Origin of the sequence: Hymenobacter translucens (genome assembly GCF_020685205.1) — a bacterium.
Taxonomy (GTDB): Bacteria; Bacteroidota; Bacteroidia; order Cytophagales; family Hymenobacteraceae; genus Hymenobacter; species Hymenobacter translucens.
Map to the genome: position 1 here is coordinate 25,337 of NZ_JAJERB010000001.1, position 23,668 is coordinate 49,004.

General features: G+C 62.5%; 19 protein-coding genes and 1 tRNA gene. 12 read left to right on the plus strand and 8 right to left on the minus strand.

The window, feature by feature from the left end; translation table 11 throughout:
- Nucleotides 1-66 precede the first annotated feature (66 nt).
- Nucleotides 67-717: a pyridoxamine 5'-phosphate oxidase gene (pdxH, locus tag LJY25_RS00115; protein WP_227606186.1), complete on the minus strand. Its 651-nt coding sequence runs from the start codon at nt 715-717 to the stop codon at nt 67-69.
- A 234-nt stretch (nt 718-951) separates the two neighbouring features.
- Between pdxH and LJY25_RS00120 the strand changes: the two genes are divergently transcribed.
- The 3 genes from LJY25_RS00120 (at nt 952) to LJY25_RS00130 (ending at nt 4,078) form a co-directional block, all read left to right on the plus strand.
- Nucleotides 952-1,518: a YqgE/AlgH family protein gene (locus LJY25_RS00120; RefSeq protein ID WP_227606187.1), complete on the plus strand. Its 567-nt coding sequence runs from the start codon at nt 952-954 to the stop codon at nt 1,516-1,518.
- Between the two features lie 53 nt (nt 1,519-1,571).
- On the plus strand, nt 1,572-3,962 hold the full coding sequence (locus LJY25_RS00125) for a DUF349 domain-containing protein (RefSeq protein WP_227606188.1): 2,391 nt from the start codon (nt 1,572-1,574) through the stop codon (nt 3,960-3,962).
- 43 nt (nt 3,963-4,005) lie between these two features.
- A tRNA-Thr gene (locus tag LJY25_RS00130) sits at nt 4,006-4,078 on the plus strand.
- Between the two features lie 263 nt (nt 4,079-4,341).
- Here the strand turns inward: LJY25_RS00130 and LJY25_RS21165 are convergent.
- Nucleotides 4,342-4,473 (minus strand): hypothetical protein, encoded by a 132-nt coding sequence (locus LJY25_RS21165; RefSeq protein WP_262908585.1) that lies wholly within the window; start codon nt 4,471-4,473, stop codon nt 4,342-4,344.
- A gap of 394 nt (nt 4,474-4,867) precedes the next feature.
- Here LJY25_RS21165 and LJY25_RS00135 point away from each other — a divergent pair, with 394 nt between their 5' ends.
- Nucleotides 4,868-5,371 carry a carboxypeptidase regulatory-like domain-containing protein gene (locus LJY25_RS00135; RefSeq protein ID WP_227606189.1) on the plus strand — a complete coding sequence of 168 codons (504 nt, stop codon included), beginning with the start codon at nt 4,868-4,870 and terminating at the stop codon, nt 5,369-5,371.
- A 167-nt stretch (nt 5,372-5,538) separates the two neighbouring features.
- Here the strand turns inward: LJY25_RS00135 and LJY25_RS00140 are convergent, their stop codons facing one another.
- The 3 genes from LJY25_RS00140 to LJY25_RS00150 all read right to left on the minus strand — a co-directional run bounded on the left by LJY25_RS00140 (nt 5,539) and on the right by LJY25_RS00150 (nt 7,797).
- Complete coding sequence (locus LJY25_RS00140) at nt 5,539-5,952, minus strand: hypothetical protein (protein ID WP_227606190.1); 414 nt, start codon at nt 5,950-5,952, stop codon at nt 5,539-5,541.
- A 198-nt stretch (nt 5,953-6,150) separates the two neighbouring features.
- Nucleotides 6,151-7,149, minus strand: coding sequence for a cation diffusion facilitator family transporter (locus tag LJY25_RS00145; RefSeq protein ID WP_227606191.1), 999 nt, complete (start codon nt 7,147-7,149; stop codon nt 6,151-6,153).
- Nucleotides 7,150-7,353: 204 nt separating this feature from the next.
- Entirely contained in the window at nt 7,354-7,797 is a 444-nt protein-coding gene (locus tag LJY25_RS00150; RefSeq protein ID WP_227606192.1) for an energy transducer TonB, read from the minus strand.
- Between the two features lie 242 nt (nt 7,798-8,039).
- Between LJY25_RS00150 and LJY25_RS00155 the strand changes: the two genes are divergently transcribed.
- The 5 genes from LJY25_RS00155 to LJY25_RS00175 all read left to right on the plus strand — a co-directional run bounded on the left by LJY25_RS00155 (nt 8,040) and on the right by LJY25_RS00175 (nt 17,232).
- Entirely contained in the window at nt 8,040-10,880 is a 2,841-nt protein-coding gene (locus LJY25_RS00155; protein WP_227606193.1) for a TonB-dependent receptor, read from the plus strand.
- Between the two features lie 139 nt (nt 10,881-11,019).
- Nucleotides 11,020-12,729 (plus strand): T9SS type A sorting domain-containing protein, encoded by a 1,710-nt coding sequence (locus tag LJY25_RS21170; RefSeq protein WP_262908586.1) that lies wholly within the window; start codon nt 11,020-11,022, stop codon nt 12,727-12,729.
- Nucleotides 12,730-13,011: 282 nt separating this feature from the next.
- Nucleotides 13,012-13,611, plus strand: a complete 600-nt coding sequence (locus tag LJY25_RS00165) for a TlpA family protein disulfide reductase (RefSeq protein ID WP_227606194.1) — start codon at nt 13,012-13,014, stop codon at nt 13,609-13,611.
- Nucleotides 13,612-13,724: 113 nt separating this feature from the next.
- Nucleotides 13,725-15,932 carry a DUF748 domain-containing protein gene (locus LJY25_RS21325; protein WP_227606195.1) on the plus strand — a complete coding sequence of 736 codons (2,208 nt, stop codon included), beginning with the start codon at nt 13,725-13,727 and terminating at the stop codon, nt 15,930-15,932.
- Between the two features lie 133 nt (nt 15,933-16,065).
- Nucleotides 16,066-17,232: a hypothetical protein gene (locus tag LJY25_RS00175; protein WP_227606196.1), complete on the plus strand. Its 1,167-nt coding sequence runs from the start codon at nt 16,066-16,068 to the stop codon at nt 17,230-17,232.
- Between the two features lie 111 nt (nt 17,233-17,343).
- Here the strand turns inward: LJY25_RS00175 and LJY25_RS00180 are convergent, their stop codons facing one another.
- The gene (locus tag LJY25_RS00180) at nt 17,344-20,283 is read right to left on the minus strand and encodes a TonB-dependent receptor (RefSeq protein WP_227606197.1); all 2,940 of its coding nucleotides are present in this window, start codon (nt 20,281-20,283) and stop codon (nt 17,344-17,346) included.
- A 246-nt stretch (nt 20,284-20,529) separates the two neighbouring features.
- Between LJY25_RS00180 and LJY25_RS00185 the strand changes: the two genes are divergently transcribed.
- Nucleotides 20,530-21,327, plus strand: a complete 798-nt coding sequence (locus LJY25_RS00185; RefSeq protein WP_227606198.1) for a DUF547 domain-containing protein — start codon at nt 20,530-20,532, stop codon at nt 21,325-21,327.
- A 118-nt stretch (nt 21,328-21,445) separates the two neighbouring features.
- On the opposite strand, the gene LJY25_RS00190 is transcribed toward LJY25_RS00185, so the two are convergent.
- Nucleotides 21,446-21,895, minus strand: a complete 450-nt coding sequence (locus LJY25_RS00190) for an RES family NAD+ phosphorylase (RefSeq protein WP_227606199.1) — start codon at nt 21,893-21,895, stop codon at nt 21,446-21,448.
- A gap of 96 nt (nt 21,896-21,991) precedes the next feature.
- Nucleotides 21,992-22,444 (minus strand): type II RES/Xre toxin-antitoxin system antitoxin, encoded by a 453-nt coding sequence (parS, locus tag LJY25_RS00195; protein WP_227606200.1) that lies wholly within the window; start codon nt 22,442-22,444, stop codon nt 21,992-21,994.
- A 185-nt stretch (nt 22,445-22,629) separates the two neighbouring features.
- Between parS and LJY25_RS00200 the strand changes: the two genes are divergently transcribed.
- Entirely contained in the window at nt 22,630-23,295 is a 666-nt protein-coding gene (locus LJY25_RS00200; RefSeq protein WP_227606201.1) for an HD domain-containing protein, read from the plus strand.
- Nucleotides 23,296-23,369: 74 nt separating this feature from the next.
- Entirely contained in the window at nt 23,370-23,612 is a 243-nt protein-coding gene (locus tag LJY25_RS00205) for a hypothetical protein (RefSeq protein WP_227606202.1), read from the plus strand.
- Nucleotides 23,613-23,668: the final 56 nt, after the last annotated feature.

Sequence of the window (23,668 nt, forward strand, 5' to 3'; positions counted from 1 at the left end):
ATAGAACGGAGCGCGCTGGCTCCAGAAGCATTATTTCGCGGCGTTGCCAGAACTACGCGGCCACCATCAGGGAGCCAGGCGGCTGAGCTTCCAGTCTTCGCCGGCGCGTTCGTAGAGAATCCGGTCGTGGAGGCGGCTGGGTCGGCCCTGCCAGAACTCGATGCGGTGGGGGCGCACGATAAAGCCACCCCAGTGGGGCGGGCGGGGCAGCGGGTCGAACCCGGCAAACCGGGTCTCTACCTCCTGCTCCTCCTTTTCCAGCTCTTCACGGCTGCCGATTGGCCGGCTTTGGGGCGAGGCCCAGGCACCGATCTGGCTGCTGCGGGGGCGACTTTGAAAGTAGGCATCCGACATCCCGGCCGGGGCCGGCTCCACCCGGCCCTCCACGCGCACCTGCCGCTCCAGGCCGGGCCAGAAGAACGTCAGCGCCGCCAGGGGGTGGGCCGTGAGCTCCCGGCCCTTGCGGCTGTCGTAGTTGGTGTAAAAAAGGAAGCCCTCGTCTTCGGGCAGGCCCTTGAGCAGCACCACCCGCGCCGAGGGTTGACCCTGGTCGTCGACGGTAGCCACGGTCATGGCCGTCGGCTCTTCGACCTGGGCGGCCAGGGCCTCGTCGAGCCAGCGCCGAAATTGCAGCACGGCGTCGGGGGCTACGTCGGCTTCCGTGAGGGTACGCTGGGCGTAGGTTTTGCGCAGGTCGGCCAGCTGTTGGTCTAGCATAAGGCAGGAAGGGTGAGCGGGTGAAGGCAGGGTTGCCCCGGCCCGGGCGAATCAGGCTGCAAGGTAGTAAACCCGCTCAGGTAGGGAACCCCGAAGCACCTGCCCGACGTAAGTAAAATCCGGAGCGGGCCTGAAATTTCCGGCTGCGTCAGTTTCCGGCCCGTCGTCAGCGCTTCGGTATGGTCTACCCGTCGCCTTTTATCCCGCCCCATCAACTTTTTTCTGCTGAGTTCTATGCCTGCCCTGCATTCCGGAAGCCTGCTGATTTCCCAGCCTTTTCTGGGCGACCCCAACTTCGAGCGAAGCGTGATTCTGCTCTGCCGCCACACCGAGGAGGAAGGCTCCTTTGGCCTGGTGCTCAACCGCCTGACCAATCTGGTGCTGGGCGACGTGCTGGAGCTACCCGGGGGAGAAGACTCGCCCGCGGCCCAGGTTCCGCTTGGTCTGGGTGGGCCCGTGCAGCCCGACACCCTGCACTTTCTGCATCAGCGCGCCGATCTGCCCGGCGCCGAAAGCCTGGGGCAGGACGTATACTGGGGCGGTGATTTCAGCGTTCTGCTGGGGTTGCTGATGAGCGGCGAAGTTGCGCCGGAGTCGGTGCGGCTGTACGTCGGGTATTCCGGCTGGACGGCCGACCAGCTGGCGGGCGAGGTCCAGGAAAATGTTTGGATTGTACATCCCAATGCTGCTGGGAAAGTGTTTACTTTGGCTAATGATGCCTTTTGGCAGGCCATTTTGCGTGAAAAAGGCGGTCGTTACCGCGTCATTTCCAACTACCCCGTGGACCCGCGCTTAAACTGAGTTTATCCCGTTCCACCCTTGTCCGTATCAGCCGGGCCTTTCACTTTCGAACTATGCTACCTGAAGATCCCACTTCCGCTCCCCAAAACTCCGCTGCCGATTCGGATTCTCCGATGAGCATTCTGGAGCGCCGTCTGGCCGAAATCCGCTTGAAGCAGGACCCTGCCGCACCCGCGCCCGCCGAAGCAACGCCCGACACCCCGGCTCCGGCTGCCCCGGCTGCGCCCGAGGCCAGCCATAGCGCGGCTCCGGTAGTGTCGGATGCAGCAGTGCGGGCTTCGGCGCACTACGGGCACGAAGGCCCCGGCGCCGTGGCGGAAGCTGCCGTTGAAGCTCAGGAGCCCGCGGCCGAGTCCGCCTCTGACGAGCCGGCCACTGACGCCGTTGAGCTGCCCGGTCAGGATCCCAGCATTGAGCCCCAGGCCCACGTGGCCGCGACTCCCCCAGTTGCGCCCGCCCCGCTCGACAAAGCCGACAGCGCCGCCGTTACCGGAGCCGAAGGCTCACTGCCCGCAACCCCCGAGCCAGCTGCTGAAGCCCACGTTACGCCGATGCCCGAAGCGCCCACGGTGGCTCTTGATTCGGCAGAAGCGATTGAGCAGGCCCCCGAGGGCGTAGCCGCCCTGCCGACTTCGGCTACGGCCTCGGCCGGTGTGGCCGCCGAAGCGGCCGCGGCACACGCCGAGGAAGAAGAGGAATACGTACCGGAAACCCCGGCGCCTGATTTCGCTCACCTCGAGCTGCCCGCCCAGGCTACCTACCTGCTCTCCCTGCTGCGCCGCCCCGATGCCCGCCAGAACCGCAAGCAGATCTACGACCTGAACCGGCAGTACGAAACGGCTCTGGCTGCGGAGCGTACCGCCGCCCGGCAGCGCTTCACCAGCGAAGGCGGCGCCGCCGACGACTTTGCCTACCACGATTCGGAAGCCCACACTGAGCTGACCAAAGCCCTGCAGGAATTCCGCGAAGGCCGCGCCCGCGATGCCCGCGCCGAAGACGAGCAGCGCGCCAAAAACCTGGTTCGCAAGCAGGAGCTGCTCACCCAGCTCCGGCAGCTGGTAGAGTCGGCCGAAACCAAGGACAGCGGCAACCAGCTGAAAACCCTGCAGAACGAGTGGAAGGCTGCCGGCCCCGTGCCCCAGAAGGACTCTCAGGAAATCTGGAGCAGCTACCACGCCCTGCTCGACATCTACTACAACAACCGCGGCCTGTTCTTCGAGATGAAGGAGCTGGACCGCCGCCGCAACCTGGAAGCCAAGGAGGCGCTAGTGCAGCGCGCCGAGGCCCTGGCCCAGCAGCCCAGCATCAACAAGGCATTGCAGGAGCTGCGCCAGTTGCACGAGGAGTGGAAAAACGTGGGCCCCGTGCCCAACGAGCAGCGCGACCCGATCTGGAACCGCTTTCTGCAGGCCTCCGAGAAGGTGCACGACCGCAAAAAGGAATTTATGAGCGCCCGCACGGCGCAGGAAACGGCCAACCTGAGCCGCAAGACCGCCCTGCTGGAGCAGGTGAAAGTATTTGGCGAGTTCCATACTGAGCGCGTCAACGACTGGCGGGCCAAAACCGACGAGCTTCAAAAGCTTAAGGAGGAGTGGGATGCCGCCGGCCTAGTGCCCCGCGACAAAGCCGAGCAGCTCAATAAGCAGTTCTGGACCGCCTACAAAGGATTTTTTCAGCGAAAAAACCAGTTCTTTAAATCCCTGGATGAAGAGAAGAGCAGCAACCTGAAGCGTAAGCTGGAGCTCTGCGAGCAGGCCGAAGCCGCCCTGCAAAACCCGGACTGGGAGCAGGGGCGGGAAATCGTCATCCGTCTGCAGAAGGACTGGAAGCTGATTGGCCGCGTGCCCGAGAAGCAGTCCGATAAAGTCTGGAACCGCTTCCGCACCGCCTGCGACGCCTTCTTCGACCGCAAAAATCAGGAGGTAAAGCAGCGGGAGCACCAGGCGCAGCAAGTGTCGCAGGAGCAGGCCGCTCACCTTGACCGCGTGGCCGAAGCCGTAACCGCACTTTCCGTCGATGCGCCGGGGACGCTGGAAGGTTTCCGGCAGCATGTAGCTGAATGGCGGGCCTTTGATGGCGCCAACGGCGGACCCCGCGGCTCGGCTGAGCGGGCCGAGGAGAAGTTCCAGAGCCTGATGGGCAAGTATCTGGATCTGGTGCCCGGCCTTTCCTACGCCGAGCGCAGCGACCTGCTGTTCCAGCTGCAGGTGGAGCGGCTCAAGTCCAGCCCCGATGCCCAGCAGCAGCTCTACCGCAAAGAGCAGGGTTTGCGCCGGGAAATCAACGAGCTGGAAAATGACATTGCCACGCTGCAAACCAACCTGGAGTTCTTTGCCCGCTCAAAGAACGCCAATCAGCTGCGCGAAGAGTATCAAGGCCGCATCGACGAGGCCAAGGGCCGGATTGATGCCCTTAAAAAACAGCTGAAAATAGTACGGGCCTAGTTGGCAGTGTGGGCGTGAAATGCTAGTTTTGCGCCCACAATACGCCTCCTTAGCTCAGCTGGTAGAGCAACTGACTTGTAATCAGTAGGTCGCTGGTTCGATCCCGGCAGGAGGCTCTTACTAAATGAACACCCCTGTAAATCCTGTATTTACAGGGGTGTTTTTTTGCTGTGGCCACTAGTATGCCCGTCTAAGTGGGGTTCACTTACCTGATCGGCATTCCCGGCTGGTGAGTGCGTAGGTGCGCCTCTTTCCGGTTTCGGAGCCTGCCTTATAAGAGCTCTGAAAACACCGATGCCTTTACCGTATCCAACCTTGGATACGGTAAAGGCATCGGTGTTTCCTGCAAGCCGGCAGGTACGGGTTATGGGCTCGGGACCTAGCGGGCAATAAACCCCTTGGCTTCCCAGGCTTTTACGTTCGAGGTGCGCACGAAGCGGGTTTCCAGGTGGCCCCAGGCATCGTGCTTGTACATCACGGTTTTACCTGCTTCCCGCACGTGCGAGGCCATCAGGTTTTCAGCGTAAGACAGGACAGGGGTAGCCGCTTCAGAGGGCTTACGAGGACGGGGGCGTTTAGCTGAGGTAGACATCAAAGGACAACAAACAGAAAGAGGAAATGGCTCAGCTTTCGGCGTTTAATTTACGAGCTTATTTTTTCCAACGCGAAAAAGTTCCTCCCCGCCTTGTCCAGGAGGATTTAGCCCAGAAGAAAAATGGGAAGCCGGAATCAGCCGGGAGTTAAAACCGGGGGCAGGAACAATAACTGACCTGGCTGTGTCGGGGCTCATGACTGCTCAACAGCAGGGAAAGAAAAGACAAAATGCACTTTGCGGGTAACAATACGTGGCTGGTTTCGTTTAACAATTACTGTCAAAATGTTAAACAAAATACCAGCTTCGTGCCATGAACTTTCTTTCTACACTTTCAGCCGCTTCGTTTTTCACCTTCTTCCTGCTTTTCGGGTCTGCCCGGGTTCAGGCCCAGCCATTAGTAGCCAGTGCCTCTACCACGGCTGCCGTGGACTCTGAGCCGGATAAAAAATCAGGTCGTGCAACTGAGGCCAGTGCCTCCGAATCAGTGGTGCTGGTTGGTAAGATCACCAATCCGGCCGGACCCTTGCCCGGCGCCGTGGTTATCCTTACCGACACCAAGCAAATGGCCGTTACCAACGCCGACGGGGAGTTTCAGTTTGAGGTGCCGGCCAGTGCCGGGGAGTTGAACGCGCTGGTAACCTACGCCGGGTATGCCGACGAAAAGATGGTTTTAAATGCCGCTGCCACATCGTCCACGGTTTCGATGACCAATGCCCGCGTTATTTCCGTGTCGCGCAAGTATCAGCTCAAAACCTACCTCAAGACGGCCCGCAAACAAGCCAAGCGGTCTTTGAAGCAGGTTCGGAAAAAGTAGTCAGGCGGATTTTACCTGCACTGTCGGAAATGCCCTGGCTTACCAGCCGGGGCTTTTTGCTGGGCAACACTGCCGACATACCGGGCGGTTCGGTTACTATACTGCTTAATCCAACCTGACCTGCGCGAGGGCAGGACTATTGCCGGAAAACAAGCCTACGGGTTGCCCTAGGGGAGCTGGCGTAGCCAGGCCCGGGCGTTGTCCTCGTTATCGAACAACCGGTAGGTGAGAGCGGCCGCCCGGGCCTCCGCCATCATTTGGTTGAGCGAGAGGCGCGCAAACACGTCGTGCGGAAGCAGCACGGCCCCGTAAATTTCCGCGCCCTGCTCAGCCCGGGTCAGCCAGTATTCCACAATCCACTTGCTTTCTTCCTCGGTAAAAGGAGCCATCAGACGCTGGTCACCCAGCATCTTGTTCCAGCCCTTGCTGCGCAAAAGCTGACCGGTATGGGTTAAAAAAGCCTGCAGGTGGTGAAGCTTGCGGGGACCAGGCTCGTAGATAACGTGAGCAAATCCGTCGGGGTGTTCCAGAACCCGGCCGACGGGGTTGCCGAAGTAGAGCCGCGAGGTGGGAAGAAGCATAGGTGAGCGTAGCGGGGTCGGAAAGGAAGCGGTAAAGCTACGTACACAAGCGTGAAACGACCTGCAGTTGAGCTTTCCCTTTCCGGTACAACGGGGAATATGACAGGCAGTAAACAGTTTGAAGGGCCCAGTAATTCCCTTTTTGGGTATTCAGGGTCGGGCAGGTCGCGGATAAGTTGTCCGTCTCGTGCTTTTACCTTAGCTGCTCAGGTGGTGACGCTCGTTGCGGACGGCGTTGGCTACCGTCCAGCTCACTTCCCGGGAAAACGGATGCTGGCGCACGGGGCAGTCGGGCATGTGGCAAAGGGAGCAGGCGGCAAAGGTGCACGGGTCGGCGTGCACGAACATCTCCACCTCCACGTCGAAGCGCTGCCCGATCAGGTGCTCGATCTTGTTGAGCTCGGTGTGGGTTTCCTCGAGGCTAAAGTAGTACGGCATCTGCACGTGGCAGTCGATGTGCAGGTTGGCCCCGTAGCGCAGCACCCGCAGGTTGTGCACGTCAATCCAGGCCGGCTGCCGGTACTGCTGCAGCTCGGCAATTACCTGCCGCACCACTTCCACGTCTGATTCATCCATCAGCCCGGATACCGAGCGGCGCAGCATCCGGAAGCCGTTTACCGTGATGAAAGCGCCCAGCACGAAGGCCGCCGCCGTATCGTACAGCACGTTGTCGGTCCAGAAAACCAAACCCAGAGCCAGGCATGATACCAGGGAGCTGACCGCGTCAAGGTACAGGTGCTGCCCGTCGCCCACCAGCGCAATCGAAGAAAGCTTTTTTCCCTGGCTCACCAGCACGAAGCCTACTATCAGGTTCACCAGGGCCGTGCCGGCCAGCAGGGCCACCCCCCAGTCAGGCCGGGCCACGGCGTGCGGGTGCAGCAGGGTGAGGGTGGCGCTGTAGAAGGTGTAGATGCCCGCAAACAAGATCAGGGCACCCTCGAAGCCGACGGACAGGTATTCCACCTTCCCGTGCCCATAGGGGTGGTTTTCGTCCTTGGGCAGCCCCGACAGGTAGAGGCTGTACAAGGCAAATGAGCTGGTGAAGATGTTGATGATGGACTCCAGCGCGTCGGTGAGGGCAGCCTGGGAGGAGGTCAGGTAGTAGGCGTAGAACTTCACCGCCACCAGCCCCACACTGACCACGAGGGAAAGCAGGCCCAGCCGTTGTTTGGTTTTCGTGACGGAAGGTGCTTGCATTTTGTACTTTTTTGGTCAGGTCCCTCCAGGTCAGTCCTGACGGATACGCATCGGGATGAGGCCGGGGGAAGCTGCAAAGCTACGCAAGTGCCGGGTACGGGTCAATAAAACCTGATAATCTGGGTTTTAGATATACCCCGAAATGAAATTTAGCGCTGTCTAACAATTGTGTTTTGCACTGACCTGCAGGCAGTGAACGACGGACTAGGGCAGGGCCCGGAACTGAATCGGCAGCGTGAGGGCTACGCGCACCGGTTGTCCGCCGATAAGCCCGGGCTGCCACCAGGGCATGATGCGCACCAGCCGCAGGGCTTCCTCATCGAGGCCGTAGCCTAGGCCTTTCACCACCCGGGCGTCGCGGATGTGGCCCTGCTCGTCGACAATAAAGCGCACGTACACCTTGCCGGAAACTTCGTGGGTTAGCGCGGCAGCCGGATACTGAATCTTGCGCCGCAGAAACTCCCCGAATGCCTGGTCGCCGCCGGGAAAGGCTGGCATCTGCTCGGCCACGTCATAGGTAGCGGGAACGGCCGCCTGGGCGGGCAGGTCCCCGGCAGCACCATCGGATACGGTAAGCCGGGTGGTGCTCTGGGCGTGGGCCCGGGTGAACAGGCCGGTAAGCAGCAAAAGAATAAGCAGGCGGGGCATAGGATAAGGGATATAAAAGGGTCGGTCAAAACTACCCGCCACCCGGGCGGGAAATGTCAAGCCAGCATTACGGTTCGGTTGCGTTTCGGTGAAGCCGGCAGGCCGTCGGATGGAAGGTTGGATATTGTTGTAACATTTTGTTTATTAGCAACTTGCAAATGCATTAACACAAGCATAATACTCTCAACATATTGCCGTAACAGGCCGGGTCTAGCTTTGCTCAGCAATCTAAAAAGACCCCTATGAATCGCCTTTTACTGCTTTGTATCTTTCTGATTGTAAGCGCCCTGGCCCACGCCCAGCAGGGCATCCTCCACGGCCGCGTCACGGACAAGAAAACCGGGGACGGCGTTATCGGCGCCACGGTGATCGTGACCGGCACAGTGCAGGCCGCCCCCGTGGATGTAGAGGGCCGCTACGAGCTGAAGCTCGCGCCCGGCACCTACGGCATTACCATTACCTACATCGGCTACAAGCCCCAGACGTTTACCGGCATTACCATCAGCGCCGGGGCCAAAACCACTCTGGATGCCGTGCTGGAGGAAAACGCCACCGCCCTGCGCGAGGTCACGGTAACCGGGCAGAAGCAGACCGGTACTGAAATGGCCCTGATTCAGGACCTGCGCAAAAGCGAGGTGGTCGTGAGCGGCATGAGCAACGACCAGATCGTGAAGACGCTGGACCGCGACGCAGCCGAAGTGGTGAAGCGGATTCCCGGCGTCACAATCCAAAACAACAACTTCATCGTCATCCGCGGCCTGGCCGAGCGATACAACACGGTGCTGCTCAACGACGCCCTCACGCCCTCGGCCGAAACCGACACCCGCTCATTTTCCTTCGACATCCTGCCCAGCTCGGTTATCGACCGGGTTTTGATTTTTAAATCCGGGGCGCCGGAGCTGCCGGGGGAGTTCGGCGGCGGGGTCGTGAAGGTGTACACCAAGAACTCGGTGCTGGAGAACTCGACGTCCCTGTCGGTATCAGGTTGGGCCCGCAGCACGAACACCTTCAAGGACGGGTTTCTGGCCTCCGACCACAGTGCTACCGATGTGCTGGGCTTTGACAACGGGCAGCGGGCAATGCCCGGCCTGCTGCGCGGCCTGACCCGCAACGGCAGCACCGACGGCCCGGCCCTGGACGCCGGCCGCGGCAGCCTGCGCAATGAGTTCCTGCCCCGCTCGGTGGCCTCGCGCCCCGACCTGCGTTTGTCGCTGGGAATCAACCGCAAGTTTGAAATCGGCTCGGTGTACGTGAGCAACGTGACGGCCCTTTCCTACTCCAACACCCAGGAGCAGTACACCTCCGAGCGGCAGCGCTACGACTACTACGACCCCAAGCTGCCGGATTTGCTGCCCTCGGCCCAGTTTCGCTACCAGGACACCCGCTCGCTCTCGGCCGTGCGCCTGGGCCTCATTCACAACTACCAGGTGCGCCTTAACGACCGGCACCGGCTGGAGCTGCGCAACTTCTTCAACCAGTACGGCACCGACGAGGTTGTGAACCGCCGGGGCATCAACTTCAGCGAAGGCGACCTCGAGCACAACGACTACAGCCTGCACTACCAGAGCCGCAGCATCTACTCGGGGCAGGTAGCCGGCAGCCACGAGGTAGGAGCGGGGCGTACCTCGCTCACCTGGGCGGCGGGCTACAACTACGTGTTCCGCGACGAGCCCGACTACCGCCAGAACCAGCAGACCCGCTACCTGGAGCCCAACCGCCCCGGCGACCAGAGCCCGATGCCCTTTGCGGTGTCGATCAACAGCGTGCCCCAGACCAGCTCGCGCTACTTCGCCACGCTCACGGAAAACACCTGGATGGGCAGCGGACAGGTCGAGCAGCGGTTTGCCGGGCGCGACACGCTCCGCAGCAGCGAGTACAAGCTGCGCCTGGGCTTTTACGCCGAGCAGAAAAAGCGCAACTACGACAGCCGCATCTTCAACTACACCCGCAGCCGGGGTTTTGACCCGGCGCTGGGCGAACTGCCCCTGACGAGCATCTTCAGCCCCGAGAACCTGAACGCCACCACCGGCTTCGTGCTCAAGGAAAACACCAACGCCCAGGACCGCTACACTGGCGAAAACACCCTGGCGGCCGTGTACCTGAGCGGCGTGGCCCCGCTGTCGGAAAAGCTGAACCTGACCGGCGGCCTGCGCCTGGAATACAACCGCAAATTCCTGGAGTCGGGTGATGCCCAGGCCAAGCCCTACGAGGAGACGCGCACGTTCGTGCTGCCTTCGGTGAATGCCACGTACAACTTCAACGAGCGAAACCTGCTGCGGGCCGGGGGCAGCGTCTCGGTGAACCGCCCCGAGTTCCGGGAAGTAGCCAACTACACCTACTACGACTTCAGCAACAACTTCTACGTGCTGGGCTCCGACACGCTGCGTACGGCCCGCATCTACAATGCCGACCTGCGCTACGAGTTCTACCCGTCGCGCTCGGAGATGCTGTCGGTGGGCGTGTTCTATAAGCACTTCACCGATGCCATTGAGCAGGTCACGCGCTCCATTACCGGCAGCGACCTGACCCTGACGTATCAGAATGCCGACCAGGCCTACGACGTGGGCGTGGAAGTGGAAGCCCGCAAGTCGCTGCTGGATCTGACTGACAACCGGTTTCTACAGCGCTTCTCGTTTATTCTGAATGCTTCGCTTATCAAGAGCCGCGTGCAGCTGGACACGACGCTGAGCGTGAACCGCGACCATGCCCTTACCAACCGCGCTCTGCAGGGCCAGTCGCCCTACGTGGTCAACACCGGGGTGTTCTACCAGGACGACGAAAACCACTGGCAGATTGCAGCTCAGTACAACGTTATCGGCCCGCGCATTGCCTTCGTGGGCGACCGGGGCAACAACCCCTCCGTCATCGAGCTGCCCCGGCACGTGGTGGACCTGGCCCTGACCAAAGGGTTTGGCCAGCACTTCGAGGTCCGGGCCGGCGTGCAGAACCTGCTCAACCAGCTCACCCGCCAGTACTACGACTTCGACCGCAACGGTAAAATCAACGGCATCGAGCACGGCGCCGCCTTCAACCGCTACCGCCGCGGTACCTACTCCACACTGGGTTTGACGTACCGGTTTTAACGCCCGTTCCGGCCGGCCCCGGTAACAAATTGGTAACCCTGAAGTGGCATAAACATAACGGCTCCCGGCCTCCGGGGGCCGTTTTGCTGCCCGACCTTTGCCTCATCACAATCAGGTCTCATTTCAGCTTAGCCCCCTTATGAAAAAGATTGTACTCCCGGTTTTCCTTGCTCTGGCCAGCCTGTCGGCTCAGGCCCAGTCCTGCCCGGCCTCGTCCCCGGTGGTATCCGTGGGCACCGGCACCACCAGTACCACCGGCTTCGAGATTACCACCAACACCACCTGGACCCGCAACAACATCTACCTGCTCAACGGCTTCGTGTACGTGAACAGCGGCGCCACGCTCACCATTGAGCCCGGCACCATCATCAAAGGCGACCTGGCCAACAAAGGCGCCCTGATTATCCGCCAGGGCGGGCGCATCAACGCCGCCGGCACGGCCACCCAGCCCATTGTCTTTACCTCCAACCAGCCCGCCGGCTCCCGGCAGCCCGGCGACTGGGGCGGCATCATCATCTGCGGCCGCGCGCCCATCAACCTGGCCGGCAGCCCCACCATTGAGGGTGGAGTGATTGCCACGTTCGGCGGCAACGACCCGAACGACAACTCCGGCGTGCTGCAGTACGTGCGCATCGAGTATCCCGGCGTGGCTTTCCTGCCCAACAACGAAATCAACGGCCTGACCATGGCCGGCGTCGGCTCCGGAACCACTATCGACCACGTGCAGGTGACGGGCTCCGGCGACGACTCGTTTGAGTGGTTTGGCGGCACCGTCAACGCCAAGTACCTGGTCGCCCTGGCCGGTACCGACGACGACTTCGACACCGACAACGGCTACTCGGGCCGGGTGCAGTTCGGCATCAGCATCCGCGACCCCCGCCGCGGCGACATTGCCACGGGCGGCATCTCCAACGGCTTCGAGAGCGACAACGACGCCACCGGCACGGCCAACACGCCCCAGACCTCGGCCGTGTTCTCGAACATGAGCGTATTTATGCCCACCACGCCCAACGCCGCGGCACCCTTTGCCAATGCCAACGGGGCGCAGATTCGCCGCAACTCGGCCCAGAGCATCTTCAACTCGGTTTTCTCGGGCCGTCCCTATGCCCTGGAAATCAACAGCCAGAGCAACGGCAACACCCAGGCGAATGCCCAGTCGGGCCTGCTGGCCTTCCAGAATAACGTGCTGGCCGGCTACACCCGTCGGGTAGCCCGCGCCACCGGGGGCAGCGCCGCCGGCTTCAGCATCAACTCTTTTGTGGGCACCGGCAACGACACGGCCCGCACCGTGGCGGATCTGGGAATGAGTGCCGCCAGCTTTGCCTTCGATGGCGTCTGCGCAGGCAGCGCGCCCTGCACGCCGGCGTTCGAGCTGCCGGCCGCCTCGATGCTCAACAGCGGCGCGGCCTTCAGCAGCGCCAAGCTCACCGGCCCCGGCAACGGCGGTCCGAACAGCACCTTCGACGTGGTATCCTTCCGCGGCGCCTTCGGGCCGACCAACTGGGCGGCCGGCTGGACCAACTTCAACCCCCAGATGACCTGCTACAACGTGGCCGGTCAGACCCTGGCTTCCCGCCCCGCCGCGGAGTCGGTGCTGGCGCTGAGCGTGGCCCCGAACCCGACCGAGGGCAGTGCCACGCTGTCCTTTGAGCTGAAGCAGGCCGGTGTCGTGTCGGTGCGGGTGCTCGACGTGACGGGCCGGGAAGTAGCCGTGGTGCGGCAGGAGCAACGCCTGGGCGCCGGTGCGCAGCGCCTCGAGCTGCCCGCAACCCTGAAGGCGGGCCTGTACCTGGCTTCGGTGACGGCCGATGGCAGTACCCGGGCGGTGCGCTTCGCAGTTGTAAAGTAAAGCCCTGGCCTTTGGATTTATGACGTGACTTATTATTAGCTAGCCTTAGCACAGCCCACCGTCCGCGGTGGGCTGTTTGCGTCTCAGATGATTCTAGAGGCCGCAAAACTAGCTAAGTCGTGGCAGGAGAGGTTTCTGCCGTAGCCACCGGGCAGGCGCCGATGGATTCTATTCTGAGCTGCTATTACGCGGGCGGGTCGCCCCCGGAATTTTAGCCTCGGGTCTGCAACGGCCGGGGCAGATGGCGTATATTTGCGGTTTAGCTGCCCCTGATCTGTCCCTATGCCGTCCTTTCCCGCTGCTTTCCGCCAGTTGCTCCGTCCTTCAGCGTACGGGCTGGTTCCGGCCGTACTTTACCTGTCTGGTCTGCACACCGAGGTTATCGGTGGGGTGCAGCGGGCTTTCCTGGCCACGGGACTGATAACGCCCACGGTCAGCCGGCCGGCCGCCGACCACCTGCCGGCCGACTACTCCCTCTCACTGCGTACGCTCGATGGCAAGCCTACCACGCTGGCCGCCCTGCGGGGCAAGGTGATTTTTCTGAACCTCTGGGCTACCTGGTGCCCACCCTGCGTGGCGGAGATGCCCGGCATCCAGCGCCTGTACGAGAAAAACCAGGGAGCCGACGTGGCGTTTGTAATGGTGTCCCTGGATAAGCAGCCCGCCAAAACCAGCCGCTTTATCACCCAGCGGGGCTTCACGATGCCCGTTTACATGCTGGGCGGGGCCCTGCCGGCTTCGTTCGACACCGAGTCGATTCCCACGACCTTTATTATCTCCCCGGCCGGCGAGATTGTGGCCCGCCACGAAGGAATGGCCCAGTACGACACGCCGGCCATGAGCGAGCTGCTGCAGCGGCTGCGCCGGAAGGCAGGGCAGTAGCTTTCCGCCCGGACGTAATTAATCCGGGCGCTCTGCTAGGGCAAAGGCGCCGCCGGCGTTAAATTTACTTTTTCTGTCTGCTGTGCTCCCCCGCGCCGCGCCATGCCTGTCCTGTGCCTACTCCCGTTTCCTCTCCCAACCCGCCAGTGCCTTCTCCGCGCCGGCGCCGCGTCTGGCGCTGGCTGGCGTGGCTGCTTGGTATCGGGCTGGTGCTCGGGGTGGCGACGGTCGTTGGGGTGCGGTTCGTGTCGCAGCGGCTTGACCCCTGGCTGCGGCAAGCCCTGGAAAAGCAGGTCCACGAGCTGTACGGGGGCGCCTACCGGCTTCGCATCGACCATCTGCAAACCAATCTAGTAGGCCGCTCCTGTCTGCTGCGGGGCGTGCACCTGGCCCCGGATCCGGCCGCGCGGCCTCTGCTGGCCGGGCAACTGCCGCTGCCCCGGCTGAAGGTCGATATGGAAACGGTGGAAGTCCGTGGGATTGGTTTGCGGGTGCTGTTCGACCCCCAGGTGGTGCCGGTCGGGGAAGTGCTGATTACGTCCACCAAAGCGCATCTGGCCAGCTGGCAGCCGGGGCAGATGCAGCTGCCCCAGCTCCACGAGCTGCTGCCGCCCCAACTGGCCGGCCTGCGCATCGGGCAGGTAAAGCTTGACGACGTGCAGGCTACTTACGGCGAAACCAGGCCGGCGCCCCTTGCTGCCCGGCGCCTCGACCTGGTGGCCCACGACGTGCTTATCAGCCCCGCCGGGGCGGCCGATACCCAGCGCCTGGCCTATGCTGCCGACTGGGGCCTACGAGCGCGTGGCATTACGGCTCAGGTTCCGGACCATAAAGTAACGCTGGCCGCGGCCCGCTATTCCACCACCGACGGGCGCTTCGTGGCCGATTCGCTTAGCCTCGCTTCGGAGCTGCGGCACGGTATGGCCGTGAAAGGAACCGCACAGCTGCGCCGCCTGCTTGTAAGCGGGGTGCAGCCCCGGCCCTGGCTGGAGCGCGGGCAGCTGCACGCGGACTCAGTACGCTTCCAGCAGGCAAACCTGCGAATTAACTCCACCAGCAGCTACAAGGATGTAACCAGGCTGCCAACCCTGCACCGGGAGTTGCGCCGGCTGCTTCCGGGGCTGCAAAGCTGCCGGGTGCGGCACCTGACGCTGAACCAGGCTCACCTGCAGCTGCGCCTGCCGGAGTTGCAGCCGGTGGTAGAGAACATCAGCCTTCGGGGCTCCGACCTGCGGCTGGACTCTACGGCCTGGCAGGACCCGGCCCGGCTGCTGTACGCCCGGTCCTGGCAGGCCAGCACCGGCCCGGCCCAGGCTTTGGTTGATGCCCCGTTTTACCGCCTGCGCTACCAGCACCTGCGCCTGAACACCAAGGGCGGCCGGTGCCGGGTAGAAGGGCTGGAGCTGGTGCCCGAGTTGGCTCCGGCGGCTTTTGCGGCCCGCAAGCGCTACTTTATTCCGCGGCTTCAGGCGAAAGTCGGGGAAGTCGAGGCTCGGGGCGTGGATTTCGCCGGCTTTCTCCGCACCGGAGCTATTGCCGCCCGACAAGTGGAAGCCAGCCACAGCCGCCTGGCCGTGTACAGCGACCTGCGCCGGCCCTGGGCGCCCGGGCCGTCGATCCTGACTCCCGAAACGCTGGGCCAGCTTCCGTTCACCTATGCTCTGGCCCAGGTAAAGGTGCGCGACGCGGCCCTGCACTACACCCAGTACAGCCGTACCGGTACCGAGCCGGGTGTGCTCACCATTTCCCAGCTCAACGGCACCATCCGCAACCTTTCTAATCAGCCGGGAACGGGTACTACCGTGTTTCAGGCTTCGGGCCGGCTGCAGGACACCTGCCCGATTCAGGCTACGCTGACCACCGACCTGCGCCGCGGGCGCGGGGCTCATCAGCTGAAAGGGACGTTGGGTGCCATTGAGTTTGCGGCCCTGAACCCGTACGTGGAGCCCACCAACAAAGTGCGCTTCGAGGGCGGACAGACCCAGCGCATCACGTTTGACTTTCACTTCGATCAGGAGCGGGGGCGCGGTCCGGTGGTGGCGCTGTACACCGGCCTCAAGGTGAAAGTGCTGAACCCGGTAGAAGGCGACAAGAAAGTGGGTATCCTGGCTTTGCTGACTTCCCGCCTGGCCAACACCTTCGTGCTGCGCGACAGTAACCCCCAGCGGGCCAACTGGGACGTGCGGACGGCCGACGTGCGGGTAGAGCGCAACCGCCAACGCTCGGTGTTCTGGCTGTGGCGGCAGAGCCTGGTCAACGGGCTGCTGATCAACTTCGGGGTGCTGCCGGAGGTAGCCGGTACCCTCTGCGAGCGGGAATAAGACCCAGGCTGGTGGATGGTTAGCCGGTTAAGCTCAACGCTGCCGGGTGTTCCGGCGTACATAATTCCCGATATTGGCCCGTCAGGCCGCCAGGGGGGCGGGTTGATGCTTAACCTTCATTTTCCCGGCCTACATGCTGCTGCAGGAAGTTACCACGCCGGAACAGGCCCACGAGTTTATTCAGTTTCCCGTCCGGCTCTACCGGAACGACCCGAATTACGTCCGGCCGCTCGACCAGGACATTGCCCAGGTGTTTGACCGCAAGAAAAACAAATACTTCCGCCACGGTAGCCTCACACGCTGGCTGCTGCTGGATGACGCCGGGCAGACTATTGGCCGGGTGGCGGCATTCATCAATGAGCGCACGGCCCGCACTTTCGACCAGCCCACCGGCGGGCTGGGCTTTTTCGAATGCATCGACGACCAGGCCGCAGCCACCCTGTTGTTGGACGCGGCCCGAAACTGGCTGGCCGAGCGGGGCATGGAAGCCATGGATGGACCCATCAACTTCGGCGACCGGGACCAGTGGTGGGGGTTGCTGATCGACAATTTCGGCCCCCCGCTCTACGGGCAGAACTATAACCCGCCCTACTACCGCCGCCTGCTCGAAGGCTACGGTTTTCAGCTGTACTTCAATCAGTACACGTATTTCCGCAAAGTGCTGGACCCGCTTTCGCCCGAATACCAGGAAAAAGCGGCCCGGCTGCTTAAGGACTCCGAGTACACCTTTGAGCACATGCGGCTCAAGAACCTGCCCAAGTACACCGAGGACTTCCGGCTGGTGTACAATAAGGCCTGGGTCAAGCACGCCGGGGTTAAGGAGATGACGCCCGAGCAGGCCGCCGGCATCATGCGCAAGCTGCGGCCCATCCTCGACGAGAAGGTGTGCTGGTTTGCCTACTACCACGGCGAGCCGGTGGGCTTCTTTATTGCCCTGCCCGAGCTGAACGAGCTGTTCCGGTACGTAAACGGCAAGCTCGACTGGGTGGGCAAGCTCAAGTTTGCCTTTCACCGCTGGCGGGGAGCCGTACGCACGCTCACCGGCATTGCCTTCGGGATTGCGCCGGCTCACCAGCGCAAAGGCATGGAAATGGCCATGGTGCTGGCCGTATCCAAAGTGGTGCAGGATACCTCCAAGGTACAGTACGAGGACTTCGCCATGAACTGGATTGGTGACTTTAACCCCAAGATGATGACCGTGGCCCGCAACATCGGCGGCAACATCTGGCGCACCCACGCCACCTACCGCTACCTGTTCGACCGCACCAAAGAGTTCAAGCGTGCCCCGGTGATTGAATAGTTCAAGCAGAAACTGCTGACCGGGTTCAAAACCCACCGAAGTAAAAAAGCCCTGGCGCATACCTGCGCCGGGGCTTTTCGCGATAAGTAGGAAAACGGATGGTCAGCTGGCTTAGAAAGCGTAGCCGACGCTGGCGGTGATGTTCCGGGGCAGGATGGAGCGGACCAGGTTGTACTGGCTGGGGTTAACCGCACCGTTCGGCAGGTATAGGGGAGAGTCCGAAATTTCCTGGGTGATGGTTTCACCGTTGCGGGCGGCGGCGTCGCCGAAGCCTTTTGTGTCGAGCAGGTTCGAGCCCTGTACCCGTAGCTGCACGCCCTTCAGTACGCCATCGAAGTTGTAGCCCACGCCGCCAAACAGCACGCCGTAGCCGGGCAGCAGGATGGTGTTGCGGCGGTTGGCGTACCGCTCGCCGAAGTACCGGTAGCTGGCAAAGGCGTTGAAGCCCTTGTACTGGTAGTCGGCCCCGCCCTCGAGCAGGATGTCCGGCGTGTCCTCCAGCCGGTTGCCGGCAATGGAGAAGGGTGCCGAGGTGGCCGTGGCCTGGAGCTGAAACTCCACGATGCGGGGCGCCTGCAGCGTGCCGATGCCGCGCAGGGTCAGGCCGCGCACCACCTGGAAGGTGATTTCCGTCTCAATGCCGGAGCTCTGCACCGTGCCGCGGTCCTGGCGCAGGGTAAAGCCCCCGCCGGGGTTGGCCTGCTGCACCGTGAAGGGAATGTTCTGGTTGCGGCTGTAGAACAAGGTCAGGCCCAGGCCCAGGCGGTCGGTGGAAGCTTTTACGCCGCCTTCGGCCTGCTGCACGCGCTGCACCTGCCCGCGGGCGGTGGTGTTGCCGGTGGGGTCGTCGGGGTTGGCCTGGAAAGCGAACTGGTCGTTGGTGGGCACTACGCCGGCATTGCTGTAGCGGGCGTACACGGCCGCCTTGTCGTCGAGCTTGTAGTTCAGGCCGATGGAGCCGTTCAGCGTTTCGAAGCGGAAGTCCCAGGTGCGTACCTCGCCGTTGTTGGCCAGGTAGGAGTTGTCAAACAGCGTAGTGTAGTCGCCGTCGCGTCCCCCGTTGCTGCCGGTAGCTCCCAGGAAGGAAAAGCGGGCATCCGGCCGCTGCAGAACCGATGACTTTGCAGCGGTGCCCTTGGTGTGCGTTGTTTCGTAGCGCAATCCCAGGTCAGCGCGCAGCCGGTCCGTAATGGCCCATTCGTCGCCGAGGAAGTAGCTCAGCACCTGGGTGGTGTTGTTGGTGTTGGCGAGAATGCCGCCGGCCGTACCGAAGCTGTAGCCCAGGAAGCCGTTTTCCGTAACCCGCACCGGCGCGCCGCGGAAGGGCGAGGTCGGGGACGTGGTGAGCGTCAGGTTCAGCAGGCGGGGGCGGTTGGCCACTTCCTGCACAATGGTGTTGTAGCTGAGCCGCTCCTTGATGTTATAGCGCGAGGCGTAAATACCGCCGGTCAGCTGGTGGCTGCCCACGGTCTTGCTTAGCTGCAGCCGGTTGATGGCGTTGGTAGCGGGCTTATCGTCGGGGAAGATGCCGGCAATGTTCACCAGCCCGTTGCCGTTGAGCGTGGTGATGTCAATGGGGGTATTGGTGGGGTCGTCGGCGTAGCTGAACTGGTAGCCCGTGGCGCCCAGGGGCCGGTAGCCGGCCAGAAAGCTGCCGCCCAGCGCCGCCCCGGCCAGCGGGGGGCGCAGGTCGTAGATGCCGTCGGTGCTCAGGTTGGCGTCGAGCAGGCGGGCATTGTCGGTCAGCGTGAAGCCGTGGCCCAGGTCTACCACTACCTCCAGGCTGACGGCCTTGTAGCGGGTGTGCTGCCCGTTGGCCAGGTCCCGCTCCAGGGTGCCTTCGCCGTTGTTGAACGGGTTCGGTAGCTTCTGGTAGCGCTGGTGCTCGGAGTACATGGTGCCCCGGCGCAGGTCGGGCCCGCCGGGAATCTGCTCCGGGCGGTTCAGGTTCTGGTAGGGCACGCTGGTGTAGTAGGCTACCCGGTCGTTGAGGTACTTGCCGTACAGGCGCACGTAGCCGCGGTTGTCGGGCAGGGAATACGTCACGTTGCCCTTCACGCCCCCGCCCACGTTGGCCGGGAAGCCGGCGTACTTCACGCCCACGTCGTAGCGGTAGAAGCCGCCCACGTTAAACTTGAAGGGCGTGCCCGCAATGGGGCCGCCGAGGTTGGCATCAATCCGCTGCAGGCCGCCGAGCTGGGCAGCACCGGTCCGGTCGGAATAAAAGCCCTGGTCGCCGCCGGTCAGGCGCACGAGTCCGCCGATCTTGGTGCCGCTGCCGGTTTTGCTCAGGAAGTTTACCACGCCGCCGGGGGCGTTGTTGGCAAAGATGCTGGCCGAGCCGCCCCGCACCACTTCCAGCCGGTCGATGGTTTCATCCACGCGGAAGTGAATGTCGGTTTTGGCAAAGGTGAGCGAACCGGTTTCCAGGATGGGCAGGCCGTCTTCGAGCAGCTGAATGAAGCCGAAGCCCGACTCGGCATTCACCGGCAGGCCCCGGGCCGATACCGAATTGGCAGCCTCGCCTCCGTCGGAATTCACCCGGAAGCCCGGTACGGCCATCAGCAGGTCGGCCGTGCCGCGGCTGACCCGGTTCTGGATCTGGCGGCTGTCGAGGGTGGTGATGGATACCGAGCTTTCCAGCTTGGTTTGGGGGTTGAACGTGCCGGTTACGACCACGTCGTTCATCAGCAGGGCATCCTCGCTGAGGCGGGCATCCACGACGGCCGCCTGGGTGTCCGATACGGTCACGGTCTGCGTGGCGCTGCGGTAGCCTAGAAAGCTTGTGGTCACGGTGTAGGAGCCGGGCGCCACGCCCGTCAGCTCAAACAGGCCGTTGGCGTCGGCAGTAGCGGCCCGGGGGCTGGTGCCGGCCGGGCTGCCCTGGGGGCTGACCAGCACGGTGGCGCCGGGCAGGGTCCGGCCGCTGGCGTCGCGGATCTGGCCGCTGATGCGGCCCGCGGTAGTCTGGGCCTGGGCCGGCACGGCCAGCGTGCACACCAGGGCTATGCCGGGCAGCCACCGCTGAAGGCGGGTAGGGGTTAGATGCATAGAAGAGGGGAAGTAGGAGAAGAAGGAAGGATTCAGACCGCAGAGCTGTCCGAAATTTGTTGATCTACGCGTCCGGCAGGTCAGTTGGATTGTTCCAATGGTGAAATCGGCCTGTGGGACCGGGCCGCAAACTGGGTAGTTCCTACTTTCGTACGTCGGTTATGGTTTCGGCTCTGCCGTTGCGCTGCGGGTTGGCAGAGTAAGCCGGCCCCCGCCTGATTTGTTTTCTTTCCTTGTTCCTCTACTATGAGACTCCTGACCCGCCTGGCGTTGTTTGCGCTGCTGGTAGGTACCTCGGCCTGCCAGACCGGTTGCGCCTACGTACGCTACCTGATTCCTTTGAATCCAACTTCCGCGGCTAGCACGGCGCCCGACCACGGCCCCTGGGATGCGCTGCTTAAGAAGTATGTCGATCCGGCCGGGATGGTCGACTACGTGGGCTTCCGGGCCGACAGCACCACGCTGAACGGCTACCTGAAAACCCTCAGCGACGGGGCTCCAAACGACAAGTGGACCCAGGATGAAAAGCTGGCCTACTGGATAAATGCCTACAACGCGTTTACCATTCAGCGCATCATCCGGGCGTACCCGGTTAAGAGTATCCGGCAGCTGGGCGGCGACAAAACCCTGGTCAATACCACCTGGGACCAGAAGTTTATTCGCTTAAGCGACGAGAAATACTCGCTTAACGACATCGAGCAGCGCATCATCCGCAAGAAGTTCGACGAGCCCCGGATTCACTTTGCCCTGGTGTGCGCGGCCATGTCCTGCCCCCGCCTGCGCAACGAGGCCTTCGTAGCCGCCCGCCTCAATGAGCAGCTCGACGACCAAAGCCGGGAGTTCATTAACAACCCCGCTAAAAACAAGCTCACGCCCACCGCCGCCGAGGTGTCAGCCATCTTCAGCTTCTACCCCGACGACTTCAAGAAGAACGGCAGCTCGGTCCAGACGCTCATCAACCGCTACGCCACCCAGAAAATCAACCCCGACGCCAAACTCACCTACATGACCTACGACTGGTCCCTGAACGAGCAGAAGAAGTAGCTCCCGAGTTGAGCAAACCCCAAACGAAAAGCGGCACCGGATTTCCGGTGCCGCTTTTTCGTGGGCTCTGGTCAGAAAAAGCCATTAGCCGGTAGCTGCCGGCCATCAGCTTAAAAACTCACTTCAGGCGCGGGTCGAAGGAGTGGGGCTCCAGCGAGACGATGCGTAGCGTGCCGTGGGCCGGGTGCAGCGGGTTAAGCAGATAGTTCCACTCCCCGGGAGCGTGGGCCGAGGGTACTCGCATCAGCCAGTACCGGCCTTCCTCAATCCAGGCCCGGGTAAGCTGGGCCAGCTCCTGCGGATAGGGCAGTTCCCGCCAGTGGGCGGGCAGGTCAGCCACTGTTACGTGCTTTACCGGCGTGTGGTCAGGTACTTCCAGCGTCAGGGCTGACATGTTGCGGGGCAGCGTGGCCGAATTGGCCAGCACTTCCAGCTTGGCCAAAGACAGGTGCTCGGAGGTGTAGAGAATCAGCGTGCCCTTCTCGTGCCAGCGGCCCGCGTAGTACAGCCCGCCGCGCCCGGCCGTATCCCCGATGTAGGGCTGCTGCCCGAGGCGGTAGAGAAGCATCGTGGGTCGCTGAGTTGTGGGGTGTTGGTTTGTTATGAGTTGCCCGTTGTCAGTTGTCGGCCGTGCTCTGACAACGGACAACTTGCAACGGACAACTCAGGAGTACATGCCGTACTGGATCCGCCCCAGAATTTCCTGCACCTGCTCCCGCCCGATAGCCGACGACAACAGTTCGATGGGCCGGATACCGCCCAGGGCCACGTTGCGGGTGCTCAGCCAGTGGTGAAAGTCATCCTCGTCCTCAAACACCTCCAGGCCCTTGGCCAGTACGGCCGAGAGCTGAATGGTTTTCTCGCCCTCGTCCAGGGTCAGGGCCTTGTTGCTTTGCTCGCGCCGGGCCAGGGTGCTTTCCGAAACGCCCAGCACCGCGCTGATTTCCTTGTTGGAAAAGCGCAGCCGCTGCTGCAGCGCCCGCAGGGCCTGCACCGAAATGCCCTTAATGGCCACAGCCAGCAGATCGAGCTCGTTGTGCACCAGCTGCGGAATCACGGCCGGGCCGCCCATCAGGTCCACCATGTTGGCAACGGAGGTTTTACGAACGGCAGTCATTTGCGCAATTTTAAATCGTCATTTGAAGGCAATATACGGACGAACTCCGGATTCAGCTAAAAAAATCAATCAGGCTGGTCAGCTAAGACCTTGAGCAGGAGGGAAGCAGCCTGGTGAAAGCCGGTAGCCCGGCAAGAATCTGCCGTCATCTTCGTTGCTTTGCCGATTCATCTTCCTTGCTTTTCATGGCTCCGGAATCCCAGCAGATCATTGACCGCACCGCCGAGTTCGTGCGCCAGAAGTTTCTTCACGAAGGCTCCGGCCACGACTGGGAGCACATCCGCCGGGTGTGGCAGGTAGCCCGGGCCCTGGCCCGCACCACGCCCGGGGCCGACCCGCTCATCACCGAGCTGGGGGCCCTGCTCCACGACATTGCCGACTGGAAGTTTCATGGGGGTGACGAAGAGGCTGGTCCCCGGGCGGCCCGGGAGTGGCTGCTGAGCCTGGGAGTGGGAGAGGAGGTTATCGGGCCGGTGGAGGCCATCATCCGGGAAATCTCCTTCAAGGGCGTCGGCGTAGCTACACCCATGAGCACACCGGCCGGGCAGGTCGTGCAGGATGCCGACCGGCTCGACGCCATCGGGGCCATCGGGGTGGCCCGGGCCTTTGCCTACGGGGGCTACAAGGGGCGCCCCCTGCACGACCCTGCGGTGCCGCCCATTGCCCATGACTCCTTTGAAAGCTACAAGCAGAACACGGCGCCTACCATCAACCATTTCTACGAGAAGCTGCTCCACCTGCGCGAGCGGCTGCACACGCCGGCGGCCCGGGCCGTGGCCGAGGAGCGACACGCGTTTCTGGAGGTTTTCCTGGGTCAGTTTCTGCGCGAGTGGGAAGGGCAGGATCTTTAACGCTTCTAACTCAATATCTTCCAACTTTGGCCGCCGTACCGCGGCCCCGACCCGTCAGTTCTTACCTTTACCGCATGAACGTTCGTCTGCTGCTTTACCGCGGCCTGCTGCCGGGCCTGTTGCTGCTCACCCTGGCTTCCTGCCGCAACTGCCCCATCCTATCGTGCCACACCCGCAAGGTGCACTTCCACAACGGCGCCAAGTACCGGGGCCAGCCGCTGTGGAAAAAACAGCGCCCCGCCATCGGCGAAAAAATCAAGGTGCACAGCCAGGATCAGGGCAAGCGCAAGAACGACCGGAGCAAGTCAAAAGAGTAGCGTAGATTAGGCTAAATGGCCTTTTTTTCGTATCTTTCGGGCTTACACGCAGTACT

Coding starts and splice junctions, on each gene's coding strand:
- pdxH (WP_227606186.1), bottom strand. CDS start 717: ATGCTAGACCAACAGCTGGCCGACCTGCGCAAAACCTACGCCCAGCGT.
- LJY25_RS00120 (WP_227606187.1), top strand. CDS start 952: ATGCCTGCCCTGCATTCCGGAAGCCTGCTGATTTCCCAGCCTTTTCTG.
- LJY25_RS00125 (WP_227606188.1), top strand. CDS start 1,572: ATGCTACCTGAAGATCCCACTTCCGCTCCCCAAAACTCCGCTGCCGAT.
- LJY25_RS21165 (WP_262908585.1), bottom strand. CDS start 4,473: ATGGCCTCGCACGTGCGGGAAGCAGGTAAAACCGTGATGTACAAGCAC.
- LJY25_RS00135 (WP_227606189.1), top strand. CDS start 4,868: ATGAACTTTCTTTCTACACTTTCAGCCGCTTCGTTTTTCACCTTCTTC.
- LJY25_RS00140 (WP_227606190.1), bottom strand. CDS start 5,952: ATGCTTCTTCCCACCTCGCGGCTCTACTTCGGCAACCCCGTCGGCCGG.
- LJY25_RS00145 (WP_227606191.1), bottom strand. CDS start 7,149: ATGCAAGCACCTTCCGTCACGAAAACCAAACAACGGCTGGGCCTGCTT.
- LJY25_RS00150 (WP_227606192.1), bottom strand. CDS start 7,797: ATGCCCCGCCTGCTTATTCTTTTGCTGCTTACCGGCCTGTTCACCCGG.
- LJY25_RS00155 (WP_227606193.1), top strand. CDS start 8,040: ATGAATCGCCTTTTACTGCTTTGTATCTTTCTGATTGTAAGCGCCCTG.
- LJY25_RS21170 (WP_262908586.1), top strand. CDS start 11,020: ATGAAAAAGATTGTACTCCCGGTTTTCCTTGCTCTGGCCAGCCTGTCG.
- LJY25_RS00165 (WP_227606194.1), top strand. CDS start 13,012: ATGCCGTCCTTTCCCGCTGCTTTCCGCCAGTTGCTCCGTCCTTCAGCG.
- LJY25_RS00175 (WP_227606196.1), top strand. CDS start 16,066: ATGCTGCTGCAGGAAGTTACCACGCCGGAACAGGCCCACGAGTTTATT.
- LJY25_RS00180 (WP_227606197.1), bottom strand. CDS start 20,283: ATGCATCTAACCCCTACCCGCCTTCAGCGGTGGCTGCCCGGCATAGCC.
- LJY25_RS00185 (WP_227606198.1), top strand. CDS start 20,530: ATGAGACTCCTGACCCGCCTGGCGTTGTTTGCGCTGCTGGTAGGTACC.
- LJY25_RS00190 (WP_227606199.1), bottom strand. CDS start 21,895: ATGCTTCTCTACCGCCTCGGGCAGCAGCCCTACATCGGGGATACGGCC.
- parS (WP_227606200.1), bottom strand. CDS start 22,444: ATGACTGCCGTTCGTAAAACCTCCGTTGCCAACATGGTGGACCTGATG.
- LJY25_RS00200 (WP_227606201.1), top strand. CDS start 22,630: ATGGCTCCGGAATCCCAGCAGATCATTGACCGCACCGCCGAGTTCGTG.
- LJY25_RS00205 (WP_227606202.1), top strand. CDS start 23,370: ATGAACGTTCGTCTGCTGCTTTACCGCGGCCTGCTGCCGGGCCTGTTG.